This is a genomic window from Streptomyces sp. NPDC056373 (assembly GCF_042262425.1).
GTDB lineage: Bacteria > Actinomycetota > Actinomycetes > Streptomycetales > Streptomycetaceae > Streptomyces.
Window position 1 is genome coordinate 43,782 of the sequence record NZ_JBHJPX010000025.1, and the last position, 14,875, is coordinate 58,656.

Here is a 14,875-nt window from a genome sequence, read left to right on the forward strand (position 1 = left end):
GAGGTGCACCCGCGCAGGTCAGGCGGTGTCCATACGCTCCTGACCCGCGGGTCACCCCTTGTTCACCCTGGAGGCGTGGTTCCGCCCCGGCATTCCGTCGGCGAAGGGCGTCCAGCGGTCACACCGCGGGCTCCTCGGGACCGATCCTGCTGCGTACGGCCGTCTGCACCTCGGCCTCTTCGGCCGGGTCGGCGGCGAGCCGGCGCAGTCGCTCGACGACGCGGGTGTCTCCGGTCTCGGCGTGCCGGGCGGCGATCTCCCGGGTGGTCTCCTCGCAGTCCCACAGGCATTCGACGGCGAAGCCGGTGGCGAAGGAGGGGTCGGTGGCGGCGAGGGCCCGGGCGGCCCGGCCGCGCAGATGGGAGGAGGCCGTCTCGCGGTAGACGTGGCGCAGTACGGGTGCGGCGCAGGCGATGCCCAGCCGTCCGGTGCCGTCCACGAGGGTCCACAGGGTGGGTGCGTCGGGGCCTTCGCCCCGCACGGCCTCGCGCAGGGCCGCGAGGACCAGGTCGCGGTCCTGGACCCCGCCCCGGCAGGCCAGCACGCGTCCGGCGGCGGCGCCCAGCGGATCCGGGCGCCGGGCCCAGCCGCGCGCCCGGTCCACGGCGGCCAGTGAGCGCATCCGCTCGAAGGCGTCGACGGCCGCGTCCACGACGAGTGTCGAGCCGTTGGCCACGGCGCCCTCGATCAGTTCGAGGGCCTCGGGATCGTTGCCGTCGGCGAGGTACCGCAGAGCCGTGCACCGTGCTCCGTCGGTGCCGGCCTTCGCCGCCTGGACGATCTCGGCCCGGTCCTCGGGTCCGGCCACGGCGCTGAGACAGCGGGCGGCCGGCACGTGGAGGGCGGCTCCCCGCTCGATGCCCTGCTGGGCCCATTCGAAGACGGCCTGCACGCTCCAGCCCGGGCGGGGGCCGGAGGGGCGCATCTGGCGCTGCCAGCGGTCGAAGCAGCCCGTCTCGTGAGCGGCACGCACACGGGTGGCGACGGATTCGCGCGGATCCTCGGCCCACAGGCGCCAAGGGCGGGGCTCGAAGGCGTCCCGGACGGTGGCGGCCAGCTCGGCGTCGCCCTCCGGGTCGGCCGGGAACCGGGCGAGGACGGGGGCGGCGAGGGCGCGCAGGCCCGCGTCGTCGTCCCTGAGGGCGAGCTCGTCGAGGGCCCAGGCCCAGTTGGAGCCATGGGCGGCGTACCTGCGCAGCAGTTCGAGCGCGTCCCGCCTGCCGTAGGAGGCGAGGTGCCCGAGGACGGCCAGGGCGAGCCCGGTGCGGGACTCGTCGCTGTCGAGGACGTCCTCGGCGCCGAAGAGATGGGCCTCGACCTCGTCCAGCTCGCCGTTCAGGTCGAGGTAGAGGCGGGCGTAGTAGAGGGAGCGGTTCTCCACCTGCCAGTCGTGGCGGGGATCGCGCAGCACACAGTGGTTCAGCGCCGCCAGCGCCTCGGGGCGCGGGGCGGTGAGCGCGTGCAGCGTGCCGTCGCCGCGGCCCCGCTGGAGCAGGCCGAGCAGCGTACCGCTGGGCGCTATGACCGGATCGAACATGGGAAACAGCCTCACATCAAGCGTCGACGCAACCGGGGACGTGTACTACCTGGCCGCGTGACAACACGTCGGAGCGCCCGCCGTTTCCTGCTTGCTGTAGACCATCTTCCTCTGCCTCTCGTCGGTGGCCCTTGCGGACCGCGTCACGGCCCGCGCGGTGCGGCAAAACCTGCCCAACCATCACGTCCGTGAACCACGTCGTCATGATGACTCGGCACTTCCGTCTGCCGCGACCGAAATTTCGGCGGCCCTTTACCGCCTCCCCCGTTTTCGTTGTCGTTCCAGGTCAGACCGGTCGGCTCAGTGCTCGCCGAACAGTTCGAGCAGTTCCGTCCGGCCGAACATCCGGGCGGTGTCGACCGCCGAGGGCGTGCCGGCGGACGGGTCGGCCCCGCCCTCCAGGAGGGCCTTGATCACGTCCGTCTCGCCCTTGAAGACGGCCCCGGCGAGCGGGGTCTGGCCTCGGTCGTTCACACGGTCGGCCTCGGCGCCGCGGTCGAGCAGGGCGCGCACCGCCCCGGAGTGGCCGTGATAGGCGGCGAGCATCACGAGCGAGTCGCCGCGGTCATTGGTGAGGTTGGCCGGAACACCCGCGTCCACGTAGGCCACGAGCGGCTCGGTCTGTCCACGCCGGGCCAGATCGAAGACCTTGGTCGCCAGCTCCACGACCTCGGGGTCGGGGACTTCGGTCATCGGGTGGACCGCCTCTCCACTACGCATCGCCTCCGGTGTGTACGCCTGCGAGGGCGCAGCCGTACGAGTGAATCGCCAGGGTACTGGCTGGCGCTGCACATGACCCGATCTGCCCGAGGTAAAGATCAGCGCAGACCGGGACGAGTGCATCCCCCCAGCTCGACCGGGCCCGTGACCACTCCGCCGCTCGGGGCGAATAGTCCGAACTTCACCCACTTGCACCTTTTATCGTATGGATACAAGCTGTGAGCCTGGAAGTACTCATGGTGACTGTCCCCGCGAACCAGGAGAACCCAAATGATCCTCTCCATCTCAGGTGTGGTCCTGCTCGGCATCGTCGTCTTCATCTTCTTCCGCAAGGACGGACTGAAGGCGTCGCATGCCGTGGTCGCCATGCTGTTCGGCTTCTATCTGGCGAGTACCGCCATCGCCCCGAGCATCAAGGCGGGCGGCGAGAGCCTGGCGAGCCTCCTCGGCGGAATCAAGTTCTGACGCGCCCGTCCCCGTACGCATCCCGCACGTACGCACTCCCTGGAGGCAGTAGTGGCCCGGCGCCCCCTCCCCCGCATTCTGAGCAACGGCAGCGCGCAGCTCGCCCGGAGCCGGGAGCTGGCCCGGACGGCCGCCGACAGCGCCACCGACGTCCTCCACCCGCTGATCACGATCACGCGGGGTCTGCGCCGGCTGGCAGCGGCCGGGCGGCGCAGATGGACCGAGACCCCCAAGGAGCGACGGGGGGCGCTGCTGTTCCTGGTGGCCTCCGTCGTCCTGGTCGTGGCACTCGCGCCGTACGGACCGCTGCTCGCCGTCATCACCCTGATGGCGGCGGCCGCCTGGCAGGGGAGGGAGCGCTCCCCGAGAGCGTCGGACGGGCCCGACGAGTCGCAGACGCAGCGGCTGAAGTCGCTGTACGACGCGCTCGTGCCGCACTTCTCCGCCGCCGAGGACCCCGAGCCGCTGTACTCCCACGGCGGCGCGTGGGACAAGGCCTTCCCCACCTACGCGTTCGACGGCGGGGGCCGGATCTCGCAGCTGGTGGTGCGCTACCCGGCGTACTTCACCGACGGCGAGCCCGAGGCCCGCGCCCGGATCGAGCACCTCCTCGCGGCCAAGTCGGGCCGCGGCCGCGAATACCACTTCACGTGGGACGAGGAGGGCAACCAGTTGACGGTCGGCGTGCTCCTGCCCCTGCCCGTCGACATCGCCGCCCAGCGTTTTGTCACCACCCCCGGCGAGACGGTCCTCGGTTTCACCGACCCCACCCGGGTCCAGCGCACGCTCCCCGTCACCTGCGGCGAGCGGCGGCGGGACGTGCCGCCGGTCGTCTGGCGCACGGGCCTGCGCTCCACCGAGCCCCACCTGCTCGCTGTCGGCCAGCCGGGCAGCGGCACTTCCACCCTGCTGCGGTCCATCGCCCTGCAGGCCCTGCGGCACGGCGACGTGGTGATCCTCGACGGCGGCGGCACGGGCGAGTACGCCTGCCTGACCGGCCGGGACGGCGTCCTGGCCGTCGAGGCGGGGCTCGCCGGGGTCACGGCCGGCCTGGAGTGGGCCGCGACCGAGACGGAGCGCCGTCTCATCGCCGCCAACCAGGCCCACCAGGCGGGCGATCCGCCGCCCGACGACACCAGGCGCCCGCTGTGGATCATCGTGGACCGCCCGACGGCGTTCACCCACCTGGCCGCCACCGACGGCCGCAAGGACCCCCAGTCCCTCCTCCAGGTCCCCCTCCGGCACGGCCGCCCGGCGAACGTGACGGTGGTCGTGGCCGAGCAGCTGGACAACGTGGACGCCCTGAGCGATCCGGTTCGCCGGCACACCCGCGCCCGTGTGGTCCTGGGCCCGGCCACGGCGGCCCAGCTCGAGTCGGTCCTGGGCGCGCCCCCGCGCACCACTCCGATCGACGAGCTCCCGCCCGGCCGCGGGTACGCCCGTCTGGGCACGGGCCCGGTCCACCGCGTCCAGGTCCCGGCCACGCCGAACCCCTACGACGACGCCACGCCCGACGCCCTCTGCGAGGCGGTCCTGGACCTCCTCCCGCCGCGCACGGCCCCGGCGGACGGGGAGACGATCCCGGAACAGGACCCGCCGGAAGGCGAGTCGGCACCGGTTCCGGCAGGGGAAGAAGCGGAGTCGGAGGCGGGGTCGGCGTCGGAGGCGGCGGATGCGCGGTCGCGACCGGCGGCGCAGGCCCTGGCAAAGGAGCCCCTGCCGGACCCGGCCAAGGAGCCGGACCCGGTACCGGTCCTCACCGAAGAGCCCCTGCCCGACCCGGTACCGGTCCTGACCAAGGAGACGTAGCCGCGGCCGACACGCCGCTGAGGGTGCACAGACCCCAACGGCCCCGCTCGGTCCGCCGGATCCGCCGGATCCGCCGGGTTCCCCCGCTTCCCCGGTTCTCCTGATCCGCCCTACGCGCTACGCCCTACGCCACGAACGTGCGCGGCGGCTCCGCGGTCCCCACCGCGCCGCTCTCCACCAGCCCCGCCGCCGCGGCCAACCGCACGGCCGCCTCCTCCGCCACCGCCCCGCCCACGGTGAACGGCAGCCGCACGTACCCCTCGAACGCCCCGTCCACCCCGAACCGCGGCCCGGACGGCACCCGCACTCCCACCCGCTCCCCCGCCTCGGCCAGCCGCGACCCGGACAGGCCCCCGGTCCGCACCCAGAGCGTCAGCCCGCCCCGAGGCACCTCGAACTCCCACGTCGGCAGCTCCCGCCGCACCGCGGTCACCAGCTCGTCCCGGTTCGCCCGGGCCTGCTCCCGCCGTACCTCCACGGCCTGCTCCCAGCCCCCGGTCCCGAACAGCCAGTTCACCGCCAGCTGCTCCAGCACGGGCGTGCCGAGATCGGCGTACGCGCGGGCAGCGACCAGACTGCGGATCACGTCCGGGGCGGCCCGCACCCACCCGATCCGCATCCCGGCCCAGAAGGCCTTGCTCGCCGACCCCACCGTGATCACCGTGGACCCGGCGGGGTCGAACGCGCACACCGGCCGCGGCATCCGCACCTGCGGGTCGAGCCACAGCTCGCTCATCGTCTCGTCCGCGATCAGCACCGTTCCGGCGGACCGCGCCGCGTCCACCAGCCGCCTGCGCTGGTCCTCGTCCGCGAGCGCCCCGGTCGGGTTGTGGAAGTCGGCGACGACGTAGGCGATGCGCGGGGCGGCGTCCCGCAGGACCTGCCGCCAGCGGTCCATGTCCCACCCCTTGAGCCCCTCGGCCATGGCGACGGGCACCAGCCGTGCCCCGGCCTCCCGCATCAACTGGAGGATGTTGGCGTACGAGGGCGACTCGACGGCGATGCGCTCGCCCCGCCCGGCGAACAGATGGCAGATGGCGTCGATCGCGCCCATCGCACCGGTCGTGACCATGATCTGCTCGGGCATGGTCGGGATCCCGCGGGCGGTGTAGCGCTCGGCGATCATCGCCCGCAGGGCGGGCAGTCCGGCGGGATAGTCGCCGTGCGTGTGCGCGTAGGGCGGCAGCTCCTCCAGGGCGCCCTGGACGGCCCGGGTGAGCCAGGGTTCGGGAGCGGGGAGGGCGGCGCAGCCGAGGTCGATCAGGGAGCCGAGTGCCTCCGGCGGCAGGGGCTCCAGACCGCGCGCGGGCAGCGGGTTCCCTGCCGGGACGGCGGTCCAGCTGCCCGCACCGCGCCGGGACTCCAGGAACCCCTCGCTGCGCAGTGCCTCGTACGCGGCGGCGACCGTGGTGCGGCTGACGGACAGGGAGAGGGCGAGTTCACGTTCGGCGGGAAGCCGGGCCGCCACCGGGACGCGCCCCTCGAGCACCAGCAGGCGGATGCCGTCGGCGAGCGCGCGATAGGCGGGCGGCCGGCGAGTGCCGGGCCCCGCCGGGCGGTCCTGCTGGGAGCTGAGGAGCCGCGCGAGCTGTGCCGCACCCACGGCCGAGGTCCATTCCGCCATCGAAATCAGTCCACCTTCCCCGGATTGGCCATGGATGGCCTCTCCATCCAAGCCACAGGGTGTCATGAAGCAGTCCACTACCACCACTGGGGGCACGTCATGGCCACGCAGGGGCGCCTCGCCCGTCGTCTCGTCCAGCTCTACGCGGGTCTCGCGCTGTACGGCGCGAGTTCGGCGCTGCTCGTCCGGTCGGGGCTCGGGCTGGAGCCGTGGAACGTGCTGCACCAGGGTCTCGCCGAGCGGACCGGTCTGTCGATCGGTGTCGTGCTGACCCTGATGGGCGCCGCGGTGCTGCTCGCGTGGATCCCCCTGCGGCAGCGGCCGGGCCTGGGCACGATCTCCAACGTGCTGGTGATCGGCATGGCGATGGACGCGACGCTGGCGCTGGCGCCCGACGTGCACGGCCCGGCGCCGCGCATCGCGCTGATGGTGGCGGGGATCGTCCTGAACGGCGCGGCGACCGGCCTGTACATCGCGGCCCGCTTCGGGCCGGGGCCGCGCGACGGCCTCATGACCGGACTGCACCAGCTGACGGGCGTCTCGATCCGCCTGGTCCGCACCGGCATCGAGCTCGCGGTCGTGGCGACCGGCTTCGCCCTGGGCGGCACCGTCGGCATCGGCACGCTCCTCTACGCCCTGGCGATCGGCCCGCTCGCCCAGATGTTCCTGCGCGTGTTCGCCGTCCCCCGGGCATCCGGCGGCAGCACGGCCGTTGCCACCGGTCAACCGCGAGGAGCGATACTGCGTTCGTGACCCCGCGGATACGCCATCCCTACCTCGACCATCCCGGCCCGATCGCCTTCGCCCACCGGGGCGGGGCCGCGGACGGCCTGGAGAACACCGTGCGGCAGTTCCGGCGGGCCGTCGAAGCGGGTTACCGCTACATCGAGACCGACGTCCACACCACCGCGGACGGCAAGCTCGTCGCCTTCCACGACGCGACGCTGGACCGGGTGACGGACGGCGGGGGACGGATCGCCGACCTGCCGTGGCACGAGGTACGGCAGGCCCGTGTGGCGGGCGAGGAGCCGCTCCCCCTCTTCGAGGAGCTCCTGGAGACCTTCCCCGACGTGCGCTGGAACGTGGACGTCAAGGCGGAGGGCGCCCTGCTGCCCTTCCTCGACCTGGTCGGGCGGACGAACTCCTGGGACCGGGTGTGTCTCGGCTCGTTCTCCGACGCTCGGGTGGTGCGTGCCCAGCGCCTGGCCGGTCCGCGCCTGGCCACGTCGTACGGCACCCGGGGCGTGCTCAGCCTGCGGCTGCGCTCCTGGGGGCTGCCGGCGGCGGTGCGCCGCTCGGCGGTGGCCGCGCAGGTCCCCGAGATGCAGTCCGGCATCCAGGTCGTGGACCGGCGCTTCCTGCACACCGCCCACGCACGCGGGCTCCAGGTGCACGTGTGGACCGTCAACGACGCCGAGACGATGCACCGGCTCCTCGACCTGGGCGTGGATGGCATCATGACCGATCACATCGACACACTGCGCAAGGTCATGGAGGACCGCGGCGTCTGGGTCTAGGGGCCCCGAGCACCTCCCTCCGCGCGTTCACGGGGAAGCGAGGGCACGGGTGGGCGACGACACCGTGCGGACACCACCGGCCGACGGGGCCGCGCAGCTGAGACGCGAACAGCGCGGCTGGTACTTCTACGACTGGGCCTGCTCCGTCTACTCGACGAGCGTGCTCACCGTGTTCCTCGGCCCCTACCTGACGTCGGTCGCCAAGTCGGCGGCCGACGCCGACGGCTACGTCCACCCCCTGGGCATCCCGGTGCGGGCCGGGTCCTTCTTCGCGTACTCGGTGTCCCTGTCGGTGATCGTCGCCGTCCTGGTGATGCCCCTGGTGGGCGCCGCCGCCGACCGCACCGGCCGCAAGAAGCCCCTCCTCGCGGCCGCCGCGTACACCGGCGCCACGGCCACGGCGGCCATGTTCTTCCTGGACGGCGACCGCTACCTGCTGGGCGGCGCCCTGCTGGTCGTCGCCAACGCCGCGCAGTCCGTGGCGATGATGCTCTACAACTCCTACCTGCCGCAGATCGCCCCGCCCGAGCAGCGGGACGCGGTGTCCTCACGCGGCTGGGCCTTCGGCTACGCGGCGGGCTCGCTGGTCCTCGTCGCGAACCTGGTCCTCTACACCGGACACGAGGGCTTCGGCCTCTCCGAGAGCACGGCGGTCCGCATCTGCCTGGCGTCGGCCGGCCTGTGGTGGGGTGCGTTCGCACTCATTCCGCTGCGGCGGCTGCGCGATCGCGGGGCCGCCGGCCGGGAGGCGGCCCTCCCGGGCTTCCGGCAGCTGGCGGCGACCGTCCGCGACATGCGACGCCATCCGCTGACACTCGCCTTCCTGCTCGCGTACCTCGTCTACAACGACGGCATCCAGACGGTGATCTCGCAGGCGTCGATCTACGGCTCCGAGGAACTGGGCCTCGGGCAGTCCACGCTCATCGGCGCGGTCCTGCTGGTGCAGGTGCTGGCGGTGGCGGGCGCGCTGGCCATGGGCCGGCTGGCCCGGACGTACGGGGCCAAGCGCACGATCCTCGGCTCGCTGGTCGCCTGGACGGTGACACTGGCGGCCGGGTACTTCCTGCCGGCCGGGGCGCCGGTGTGGTTCTTCGCCCTGGCCGCCGGGATCGGGCTGGTCCTCGGCGGCAGCCAGGCGCTGTCCCGATCCCTGTTCTCGCATCTGATCCCGCCGGGCAAAGAGGCCGAATACTTCTCGGCGTACGAGATGAGCGACCGCGGCATGAGCTGGCTCGGGCCGCTGCTGTTCGGCGTGACCTACCAGCTGACGGGGAGCTACCGGGACGCGATCATCTCGCTGGTGGCCTTCTTCGTTCTCGGGTTCGCCCTGCTCTACCGGGTCCCGCTGCGGCGTGCGATCGGCGAAGCGGGGAATCCGGTTCCTGACAGGATTTAGCACTCGGAGCGAAAGGGCTGTAGTGTACGCGTTTGGCCTGCCAGGCGTACCGTTACTGCGCGTCAAAGATGCCGAAACGCTGGGTTATATCTGTTATCAGATGTGACAAACCGGGCGCTGGTGGGTACAACAAGGGCGGCTACGACGGCGACGCATGACCCGGAACGAGACCCGGAACGGGAATCTTTACCGCCGACCGGACGTTGACCGGATGACGACGACAGCGACACCTGTCCTGTGGGCGACAAGCCCGGGAGGCACGATTCATGAGTGAGCGAGCTCTTCGCGGCACGCGCCTCGTGGTGACCAGCTACGAGACGGACCGCGGCATCGACCTGGCCCCGCGCCAGGCCGTGGAGTACGCATGCGAGAAGGGGCACCGGTTCGAGATGCCCTTCTCGGTCGAGGCGGAGATCCCGCCGGAGTGGGAGTGCAAGGTCTGTGGGGCCCAGGCACTCCTCGTGGACGGCGATGTCCCTGAAGAGAAGAAGGGCAAGCCCGCGCGTACGCATTGGGACATGCTGATGGAGCGGCGCACCCGTGAGGAGCTCGAAGAGGTCCTCGAGGAGCGCCTGGCGGTGCTGCGTTCCGGTGCGATGAACATCGCTGTTCATCCCCGTGACAGCCGCAAGTCGGCCTAGTCCCCCAGGGCCTGGCCCGAACAACAGCGCATCACAAGACCGCGGGCGCCGTACTTCACGTACGGCGCCCGCGGTCTTGTGCATGTCCGGCTGCCCGGGGTGGGGGCCGAGGAACGGCCCCTCGGCCACGCGCTCCCCCGTGCGGCTCAGTGCGTCAGCGGCGGGCGCGGTGGCTGCGGGGCGTCGCCCGGCTCGTCCCTGATGACCTCGCCCTGGACGACCTTGCCGTCGGGCCGGCGCATACGCGCCTGCTGGAAGGCACCGCCCAGGCCGCCCGCGCCGGCCTCCCGCAGCTTGCGCTCGAAGGTGCGCTCCGCCGAGCGGCTCACGATCTTCTGGACCGGCGGCAGCAGCAGGAGCAGGCCCACCGCGTCCGACACCAGACCGGGGATCATCAGGAGCAGGCCGCCCAGCATCATGAGGCCGTTGCCCTCGCTGTTGGACCGGCCCGCTTCGGGCATCACACCGCTCTGCTGCTGTTGCAGCGCCTCGGAGAGCTTGCGGAAGGCCCGCCGTCCGGCCCGCTTGATGACGACCGAGCCGAGGACGAGACCCGCCAGCAGAACGAGGAAGACCACCAGCCCGCTGGTCGCCCCCGCGACCAGGGTGAGCAGCCAGATCTCCAGCACGAGCCACGCGGCGACCCCCAGCGGCAGGAACGTACGCAGCCGGGAGCGCTTGGGCCGGGCAGGGGACAGCGGGGTCTGAGCGCCAGTCGTCATGCGTCCAGTGTGCCTGGCCCCGGCTCAGCACGGGATAAGGCCACCATCAGCTCTTTCTGTGAACGGCCGCCCCTGAAGCGGTCTGCCGCTACGGCTTGGTGGGCTTGCCGCCGCGCCCCGTGACCTTGCCGATCCGCTCCCCCACGCCCCACGCCGTGACACGCCACAGCGCCTCGACGAGGATGTCGCGGCTCATCTTGGAGTCGCCGAGTTCGCGCTCGACGAACGTGATGGGCACCTCGATCACGTGGTAGCCGGCCTTGACCGCGCGGCGGGCGAGGTCGACCTGGAAGCAGTACCCCTGGGAGGCGACCTCGTCGAGGCCGAGGCCCTGAAGGGTCTCGCGGCGGAAGGCACGGTAGCCGCCGGTGATGTCGCGCAGCGGCAGATCGAGCGCCAGCCGGGAGTAGAGGCTGCCGCCCCGGGAGATCACCTCGCGGGACTTCGGCCAGTTCACCACCCGGCCGCCCGGCACCCAGCGCGAGCCCAGCACCAGGTCGGCGCTCTTGAGGGCGGTGAGCAGACGGGGCAGTTCCTCGGGCTGGTGGGAGCCGTCGGCGTCCATCTCGATCAGCACGCCGTAGTCCCGCTCCAGGCCCCAGCGGAAGCCCGCCAGGTAGGCGGCGCCGAGGCCCTCCTTGCCCTTGCGGTGCAGCACGTGGACGTGGTCGTCCTCGACGGTCAGCTCGTCGGCCAGCTTGCCCGTGCCGTCGGGGCTGTTGTCGTCGGCCACGAGTACGTGCGCCTCGGGGACGGCCTCGCGTACCCGGCCGACGATGCTCTTGATGTTCTCCGCCTCGTTGTAGGTCGGGATGATCACCAAGGCCGTGCCGAGCGGGCCGAACTTCCTCTCCCGGGCTTCTGCCGCGAGGGTTCCGTCGCCGTCGTTCACTACTGCCCCTTCATGTTCATACGCAGGGGTCCACCATAGTGGGCCCGGCCTGCGATGACGTGACAGGACGTTCGAATCGCGGTGTCGAATCCGGAAGACGGGGGTAAGAGCGCGCCTCCGGATGCGTGTGTGTACGGCGGATGGGGGCCCGGCGCCCTTCGGGCCGACCTGGGATCCGCTGGCTGCGGATCGACCGAAAGCCGTTGTCTACTGAGCGCGCGGGCCCCACCCGGGTCACACCTCCCCGACCGGCCGGAACGTTCCCTCGGCGCTGCACCGGCCTGAGCCTGGCTCCCAGTGGCGGTGCCCCGGTGCGGCACACCGTCCCTGACCCGGCGGCGCCGCGGCGAGTGCTCGGACGTTCCCGTGTCGGGCGTCCGGTGGTGGACTCGGCCGAACCTACCGGCCCCCTGCGGCCGCCTGTCAACAGTCGTTTGACCTGCGCGTCTCACGGCAAAGCCCTGGTCAGCGCCGAGGATACGCAGGTCGCGCGCCGGGGGCCCGGCGCGCGACTTCATGCGCGCCACCCCCGTAGATCACTCGCCCGGCCGTACGAAGACCGTGCGTCCGCCCACCACGGTGCGCAGGCAGACGGGCAGGTCGTGGCCCGGAGTGAGGTCGGGAAGACCCGGGGTGCCGGAGCGGGGGTCCGTCGACCAGCGGGCGACCCGGTCGTCCGGGGCCTGGACGACGAGTTCGCCGGTGCGCCAGACGGCGTAGTCGGCGGGGGCGCCCGGGACCAGCACGCCCGCGTCGTCCCGTCCCACGGCCCGCCAGCCGCCGCGCGTGTGAGCCGTGAAGGCGGCGCGCACCGAGACGCGGTGCTCCGGCGTGCGGTGGAAGGCGGCGGCCCGGACCGTGCCCCACGGGTCGAGCGGGGTCACCGGGCTGTCGGAGCCGAACGCCAGCGGGACACCGGCGCGCAGCAGGGCCGCGAAGGGGTTCAGGCCACGGGCCCGCTCCACGCCCAGGCGCTGCGCGTACATACCCTCCTCGCCGCCCCACAGGGCGTCGAACGCGGGCTGCACGGATGCCGTGAGGCCGAGCTCGGCGAAGGCGGCGACACTCTCCGGGGTGAGCATCTCGGCGTGCTCGACGCGGTGCCGGGCGGCCCGGATCCGGCCGAGCCCGAGCTTCTCGGCGGCGGCACGCACCCCGTCCACCACGGCGTCCACGGCCGCGTCGCCGATGGCGTGGAAACCCGCCTGCAGGCCCGCCTCGGTGCAGGCCACGACGTGCGCCGCGACCGCGCCGGAGTCCAGGTAGGTGATGCCGGTGCGCGCGGCGTCGGCGTACGGCTGGTGCAGACAGGCCGTGTGCGAGCCGAGGGCGCCGTCGACGAACAGGTCCCCCGCCGCGCCGGCCGCGCCCAGCTCCCGTGCCTTGGCGACGTCCTGCTCGGCCCAGTAGCCGACGACCCGCGGCCCGGGTTCCTCGCCCGCGAGGCGGAGCAGGCCGGTGAGGTCGTCCTCGGAGGAGATCGCCGGCCCGGCGCACTCGTGGAGCGTGCCGATCCCGAGCGAGACGGCGTGCGCGAGGGCGGCGCGCTGGGCGTCGCCGCGCTGCTGCGGCGTGACGGCGGCGAACGCGGCGGCGCGCACGGCGTGATGGGAGTCGGCGGTGAGCGGTCCGTCCACCCGGCCGGCACCGGGGACCAGGTCGAGCAGGGCCGTCGTGACGACCGCCGAGTGGACGTCGATCCGGCTGAGGTAGAGGGGCCGGTGCCCGGCGGCCTCGTCGAGTTCGGCGCGCGTCGGGGGCCTGCCCCCGGGCCAGCGGGCGGCGTCCCAGCCGTGCCCGAGCAGCACCCGGTCGTCCGGACGGGCGGCGGCGAAGTCCCGCACGAGGGCCAGCGCCGCCTCGAGGGACGGGGCGCGGGACAGATCGAGCCCGGTGAGGGCGAGTCCCGTCGCGGTGGTGTGCACGTGCGCATCGGTGAACGCGGGGGTGACCAGTGCCCCGTCGAGGTCGACCACCTCGTCGACCCCGTCGGCGAAGGCGTCGGCGGCTCCCTCGGAGCCCACCCAGGCGACCTGCCCGCGCTCCACGACCATCGCGGTGGCGAAGGGGTCGGCAGGGCTGTGGACCTCTCCGCGACGGAGAAGAACGGTCTTGGGCGGGGCGGTGGACTCACTCATGGAGCACAGTCTCACAGGGGCAGGGGGCGACGCCCGCATCAGGGGCGCGGGGAACTGCGCGGACTTCCCCGCACGATCCGCACCCGGCGACCGGCGGTCAGATCCGCGGCGGCCGCGCCTCGTACGGCGTGGACAGCACGACCGTCGTCCGCGTCGACACCCCGGCCAGCGACCGCACCCGCGCGAGCAGCTCCTCCAGCTCGTGCGGCGTCGCCACCCGCACCTTCAGGATGTAGTTCTCGTCGCCCGCGACACTGTGGCAGGCCTCGATCTCGGGCACCCCGGCCAGCCGGTCCGCGATGTCGTCCGGCGCACTGGGATCGAACGGTTTCACCGAGATGAACGCCGTCATGGGCAGCCCGACGGCCTCCGGGTCGACGACCGCGGCATAGCCCCGGATGACGCCCCGCTGCTCCAGCCGCCGCACCCGCTGGTGCACGGCCGAGGTGGACAGCCCCGTGGCCTTGCCCAGGTCGGTGTAGCTCATCCGCCCGTCCTTGACGAGCAGCTGCACGATCTGTCGGTCCAGCTCCTCCATGGCGCAAGAACCTACAGGGCGGTTGATCTCCTCCGATACCTGAGCACCCCAGGTCATGCCCGGTTCGTGATGTGGCCGGAAGCCGTTGGTCAGCCGTCCGGGGGACAAACGCACCGCAGTGGACACCCGCACGGGGCATGTGACGAACACCACATGCCTCGAACAGGCTCCGTGATGTTCTCGTGATTACCCCCCAGGGGGGACGGGAAGTGCTTGCTGTGGCCGAGGCCGCAGTGCCTGTGACGGCCCAGTCCGAGGGGGAGAACCCAATGCAGAGTCTTAAGCGCCCTGGTCGCACCGCACCCAAGCGGCAGCAGCTCGTTGTCGAGCCCGAGCCGGAGGGCGTCGAACCCGACGCCTTCGACGACGAACTCGACGCCTACGACACGTTCGAGATGTTCCGGGTCGTCTGCCCGGACTGCGCACAGCCCATCGCCCTGCTGGCGGACGAGGAGGTCCTGCCGGAGCACGCGATGTGCGCCTCGCCCTGGAACCCCTTCGGACTGACGGTCTGCGCCGGAACCGGCCGCAGGGCCGCGGACGCCCGCCCCGCGGACGAGTCCGCGGAACCACAGGAGCAGGACACCGCCCTGCTGTTGACGCTCCCTCAGGGCCTCGACTGGCGGACCCAGCCCTTCTCGCACGTCGGCGGCCCGGGCTCGCGCCCGATCAGGGTCCCGGTCATGCGTCGCGCGGCCTGAGCGCGGGCCCCTTCCGCCCGCCGTTCCCGTTGCACAGCTGCCCCGCACCACGGCTCCGGCAGACCGCCGCGGTGCGGGTTCGGTGCGTCCGGGCACGCGGCGTGGGGGCGAGGACAGCACTTCTCGGGCCGGCTCGGGGTGACCGATGCGCGCGGGGATCCGGACGCCTGTGAAC

Annotated in this window: 14 protein-coding genes; 7 read left to right on the plus strand and 7 right to left on the minus strand. The window is 72.6% G+C overall.

The genetic code is table 11. The features are described from left to right. Positions 1-118 precede the first annotated feature (118 nt). Positions 119-1,537, minus strand: a complete 1,419-nt coding sequence (locus ACFCXS_RS36810) for a HEAT repeat domain-containing protein (RefSeq protein WP_376647705.1) — start codon at positions 1,535-1,537, stop codon at positions 119-121. A 300-nt stretch (positions 1,538-1,837) separates the two neighbouring features. Beyond that, positions 1,838-2,230 carry an ankyrin repeat domain-containing protein gene (locus ACFCXS_RS36815; protein WP_376647706.1) on the minus strand — a complete coding sequence of 131 codons (393 nt, stop codon included), beginning with the start codon at positions 2,228-2,230 and terminating at the stop codon, positions 1,838-1,840. 297 nt (positions 2,231-2,527) lie between these two features. Here ACFCXS_RS36815 and ACFCXS_RS36820 point away from each other — a divergent pair, with 297 nt between their 5' ends. Both ACFCXS_RS36820 and ACFCXS_RS36825 read left to right on the plus strand, forming a co-directional pair. Further along, positions 2,528-2,722, plus strand: coding sequence for a hypothetical protein (locus tag ACFCXS_RS36820; RefSeq protein WP_030843336.1), 195 nt, complete (start codon positions 2,528-2,530; stop codon positions 2,720-2,722). Between the two features lie 51 nt (positions 2,723-2,773). After that, positions 2,774-4,531, plus strand: coding sequence for a hypothetical protein (locus ACFCXS_RS36825; RefSeq protein ID WP_376647707.1), 1,758 nt, complete (start codon positions 2,774-2,776; stop codon positions 4,529-4,531). Positions 4,532-4,655: 124 nt separating this feature from the next. Here the strand turns inward: ACFCXS_RS36825 and ACFCXS_RS36830 are convergent, their stop codons facing one another. Beyond that, positions 4,656-6,155, minus strand: coding sequence for a PLP-dependent aminotransferase family protein (locus tag ACFCXS_RS36830; RefSeq protein ID WP_376647708.1), 1,500 nt, complete (start codon positions 6,153-6,155; stop codon positions 4,656-4,658). Positions 6,156-6,254: 99 nt separating this feature from the next. Here ACFCXS_RS36830 and ACFCXS_RS36835 point away from each other — a divergent pair, with 99 nt between their 5' ends. From ACFCXS_RS36835 to ACFCXS_RS36850, 4 genes are all read left to right on the plus strand, one after another. Then, positions 6,255-6,908 carry a YitT family protein gene (locus tag ACFCXS_RS36835; protein WP_376647709.1) on the plus strand — a complete coding sequence of 218 codons (654 nt, stop codon included), beginning with the start codon at positions 6,255-6,257 and terminating at the stop codon, positions 6,906-6,908. Beyond that, positions 6,905-7,672, plus strand: coding sequence for a glycerophosphodiester phosphodiesterase (locus ACFCXS_RS36840; RefSeq protein WP_376647710.1), 768 nt, complete (start codon positions 6,905-6,907; stop codon positions 7,670-7,672). The genes ACFCXS_RS36835 and ACFCXS_RS36840 overlap by 4 nt, the downstream gene beginning before the upstream one ends. Before the next feature lie 49 nt (positions 7,673-7,721). After that, positions 7,722-9,068, plus strand: coding sequence for an MFS transporter (locus tag ACFCXS_RS36845; protein WP_376647711.1), 1,347 nt, complete (start codon positions 7,722-7,724; stop codon positions 9,066-9,068). Positions 9,069-9,334: 266 nt separating this feature from the next. Then, positions 9,335-9,709 (plus strand): RNA polymerase-binding protein RbpA, encoded by a 375-nt coding sequence (locus ACFCXS_RS36850; protein WP_030247095.1) that lies wholly within the window; start codon positions 9,335-9,337, stop codon positions 9,707-9,709. Positions 9,710-9,855: 146 nt separating this feature from the next. Here the strand turns inward: ACFCXS_RS36850 and fxsA are convergent, their stop codons facing one another. From fxsA to ACFCXS_RS36870, 4 genes are all read right to left on the minus strand, one after another. Beyond that, a complete protein-coding gene (gene fxsA / locus ACFCXS_RS36855) occupies positions 9,856-10,431 on the minus strand; it encodes an FxsA family membrane protein (protein WP_376647712.1) in 576 nt (191 codons plus the stop codon). 88 nt (positions 10,432-10,519) lie between these two features. After that, entirely contained in the window at positions 10,520-11,323 is an 804-nt protein-coding gene (locus ACFCXS_RS36860; RefSeq protein ID WP_376647713.1) for a polyprenol monophosphomannose synthase, read from the minus strand. Positions 11,324-11,859: 536 nt separating this feature from the next. Continuing rightward, a complete protein-coding gene (locus ACFCXS_RS36865; RefSeq protein WP_376647714.1) occupies positions 11,860-13,461 on the minus strand; it encodes an amidohydrolase in 1,602 nt (533 codons plus the stop codon). A gap of 97 nt (positions 13,462-13,558) precedes the next feature. Further along, positions 13,559-13,999: an Lrp/AsnC family transcriptional regulator gene (locus tag ACFCXS_RS36870; protein WP_006136660.1), complete on the minus strand. Its 441-nt coding sequence runs from the start codon at positions 13,997-13,999 to the stop codon at positions 13,559-13,561. Between the two features lie 269 nt (positions 14,000-14,268). On the opposite strand from ACFCXS_RS36870, the gene ACFCXS_RS36875 reads away from it, so the two are divergent. Further along, positions 14,269-14,700 (plus strand): hypothetical protein, encoded by a 432-nt coding sequence (locus ACFCXS_RS36875; protein ID WP_376647715.1) that lies wholly within the window; start codon positions 14,269-14,271, stop codon positions 14,698-14,700. Positions 14,701-14,875 lie beyond the last annotated feature (175 nt).

Excerpts from the sequence above, each read along its gene's own strand:
- ACFCXS_RS36810 (WP_376647705.1), bottom strand. The coding sequence starts at position 1,537 with ATGTTCGATCCGGTCATAGCGCCCAGCGGTACGCTGCTCGGCCTGCTC.
- ACFCXS_RS36815 (WP_376647706.1), bottom strand. The coding sequence starts at position 2,230 with ATGACCGAAGTCCCCGACCCCGAGGTCGTGGAGCTGGCGACCAAGGTC.
- ACFCXS_RS36820 (WP_030843336.1), top strand. The coding sequence starts at position 2,528 with ATGATCCTCTCCATCTCAGGTGTGGTCCTGCTCGGCATCGTCGTCTTC.
- ACFCXS_RS36830 (WP_376647708.1), bottom strand. The coding sequence starts at position 6,155 with ATGGCGGAATGGACCTCGGCCGTGGGTGCGGCACAGCTCGCGCGGCTC.
- ACFCXS_RS36835 (WP_376647709.1), top strand. The coding sequence starts at position 6,255 with ATGGCCACGCAGGGGCGCCTCGCCCGTCGTCTCGTCCAGCTCTACGCG.
- ACFCXS_RS36850 (WP_030247095.1), top strand. The coding sequence starts at position 9,335 with ATGAGTGAGCGAGCTCTTCGCGGCACGCGCCTCGTGGTGACCAGCTAC.
- fxsA (WP_376647712.1), bottom strand. The coding sequence starts at position 10,431 with ATGACGACTGGCGCTCAGACCCCGCTGTCCCCTGCCCGGCCCAAGCGC.
- ACFCXS_RS36865 (WP_376647714.1), bottom strand. The coding sequence starts at position 13,461 with ATGAGTGAGTCCACCGCCCCGCCCAAGACCGTTCTTCTCCGTCGCGGA.
- ACFCXS_RS36870 (WP_006136660.1), bottom strand. The coding sequence starts at position 13,999 with ATGGAGGAGCTGGACCGACAGATCGTGCAGCTGCTCGTCAAGGACGGG.
- ACFCXS_RS36875 (WP_376647715.1), top strand. The coding sequence starts at position 14,269 with ATGCAGAGTCTTAAGCGCCCTGGTCGCACCGCACCCAAGCGGCAGCAG.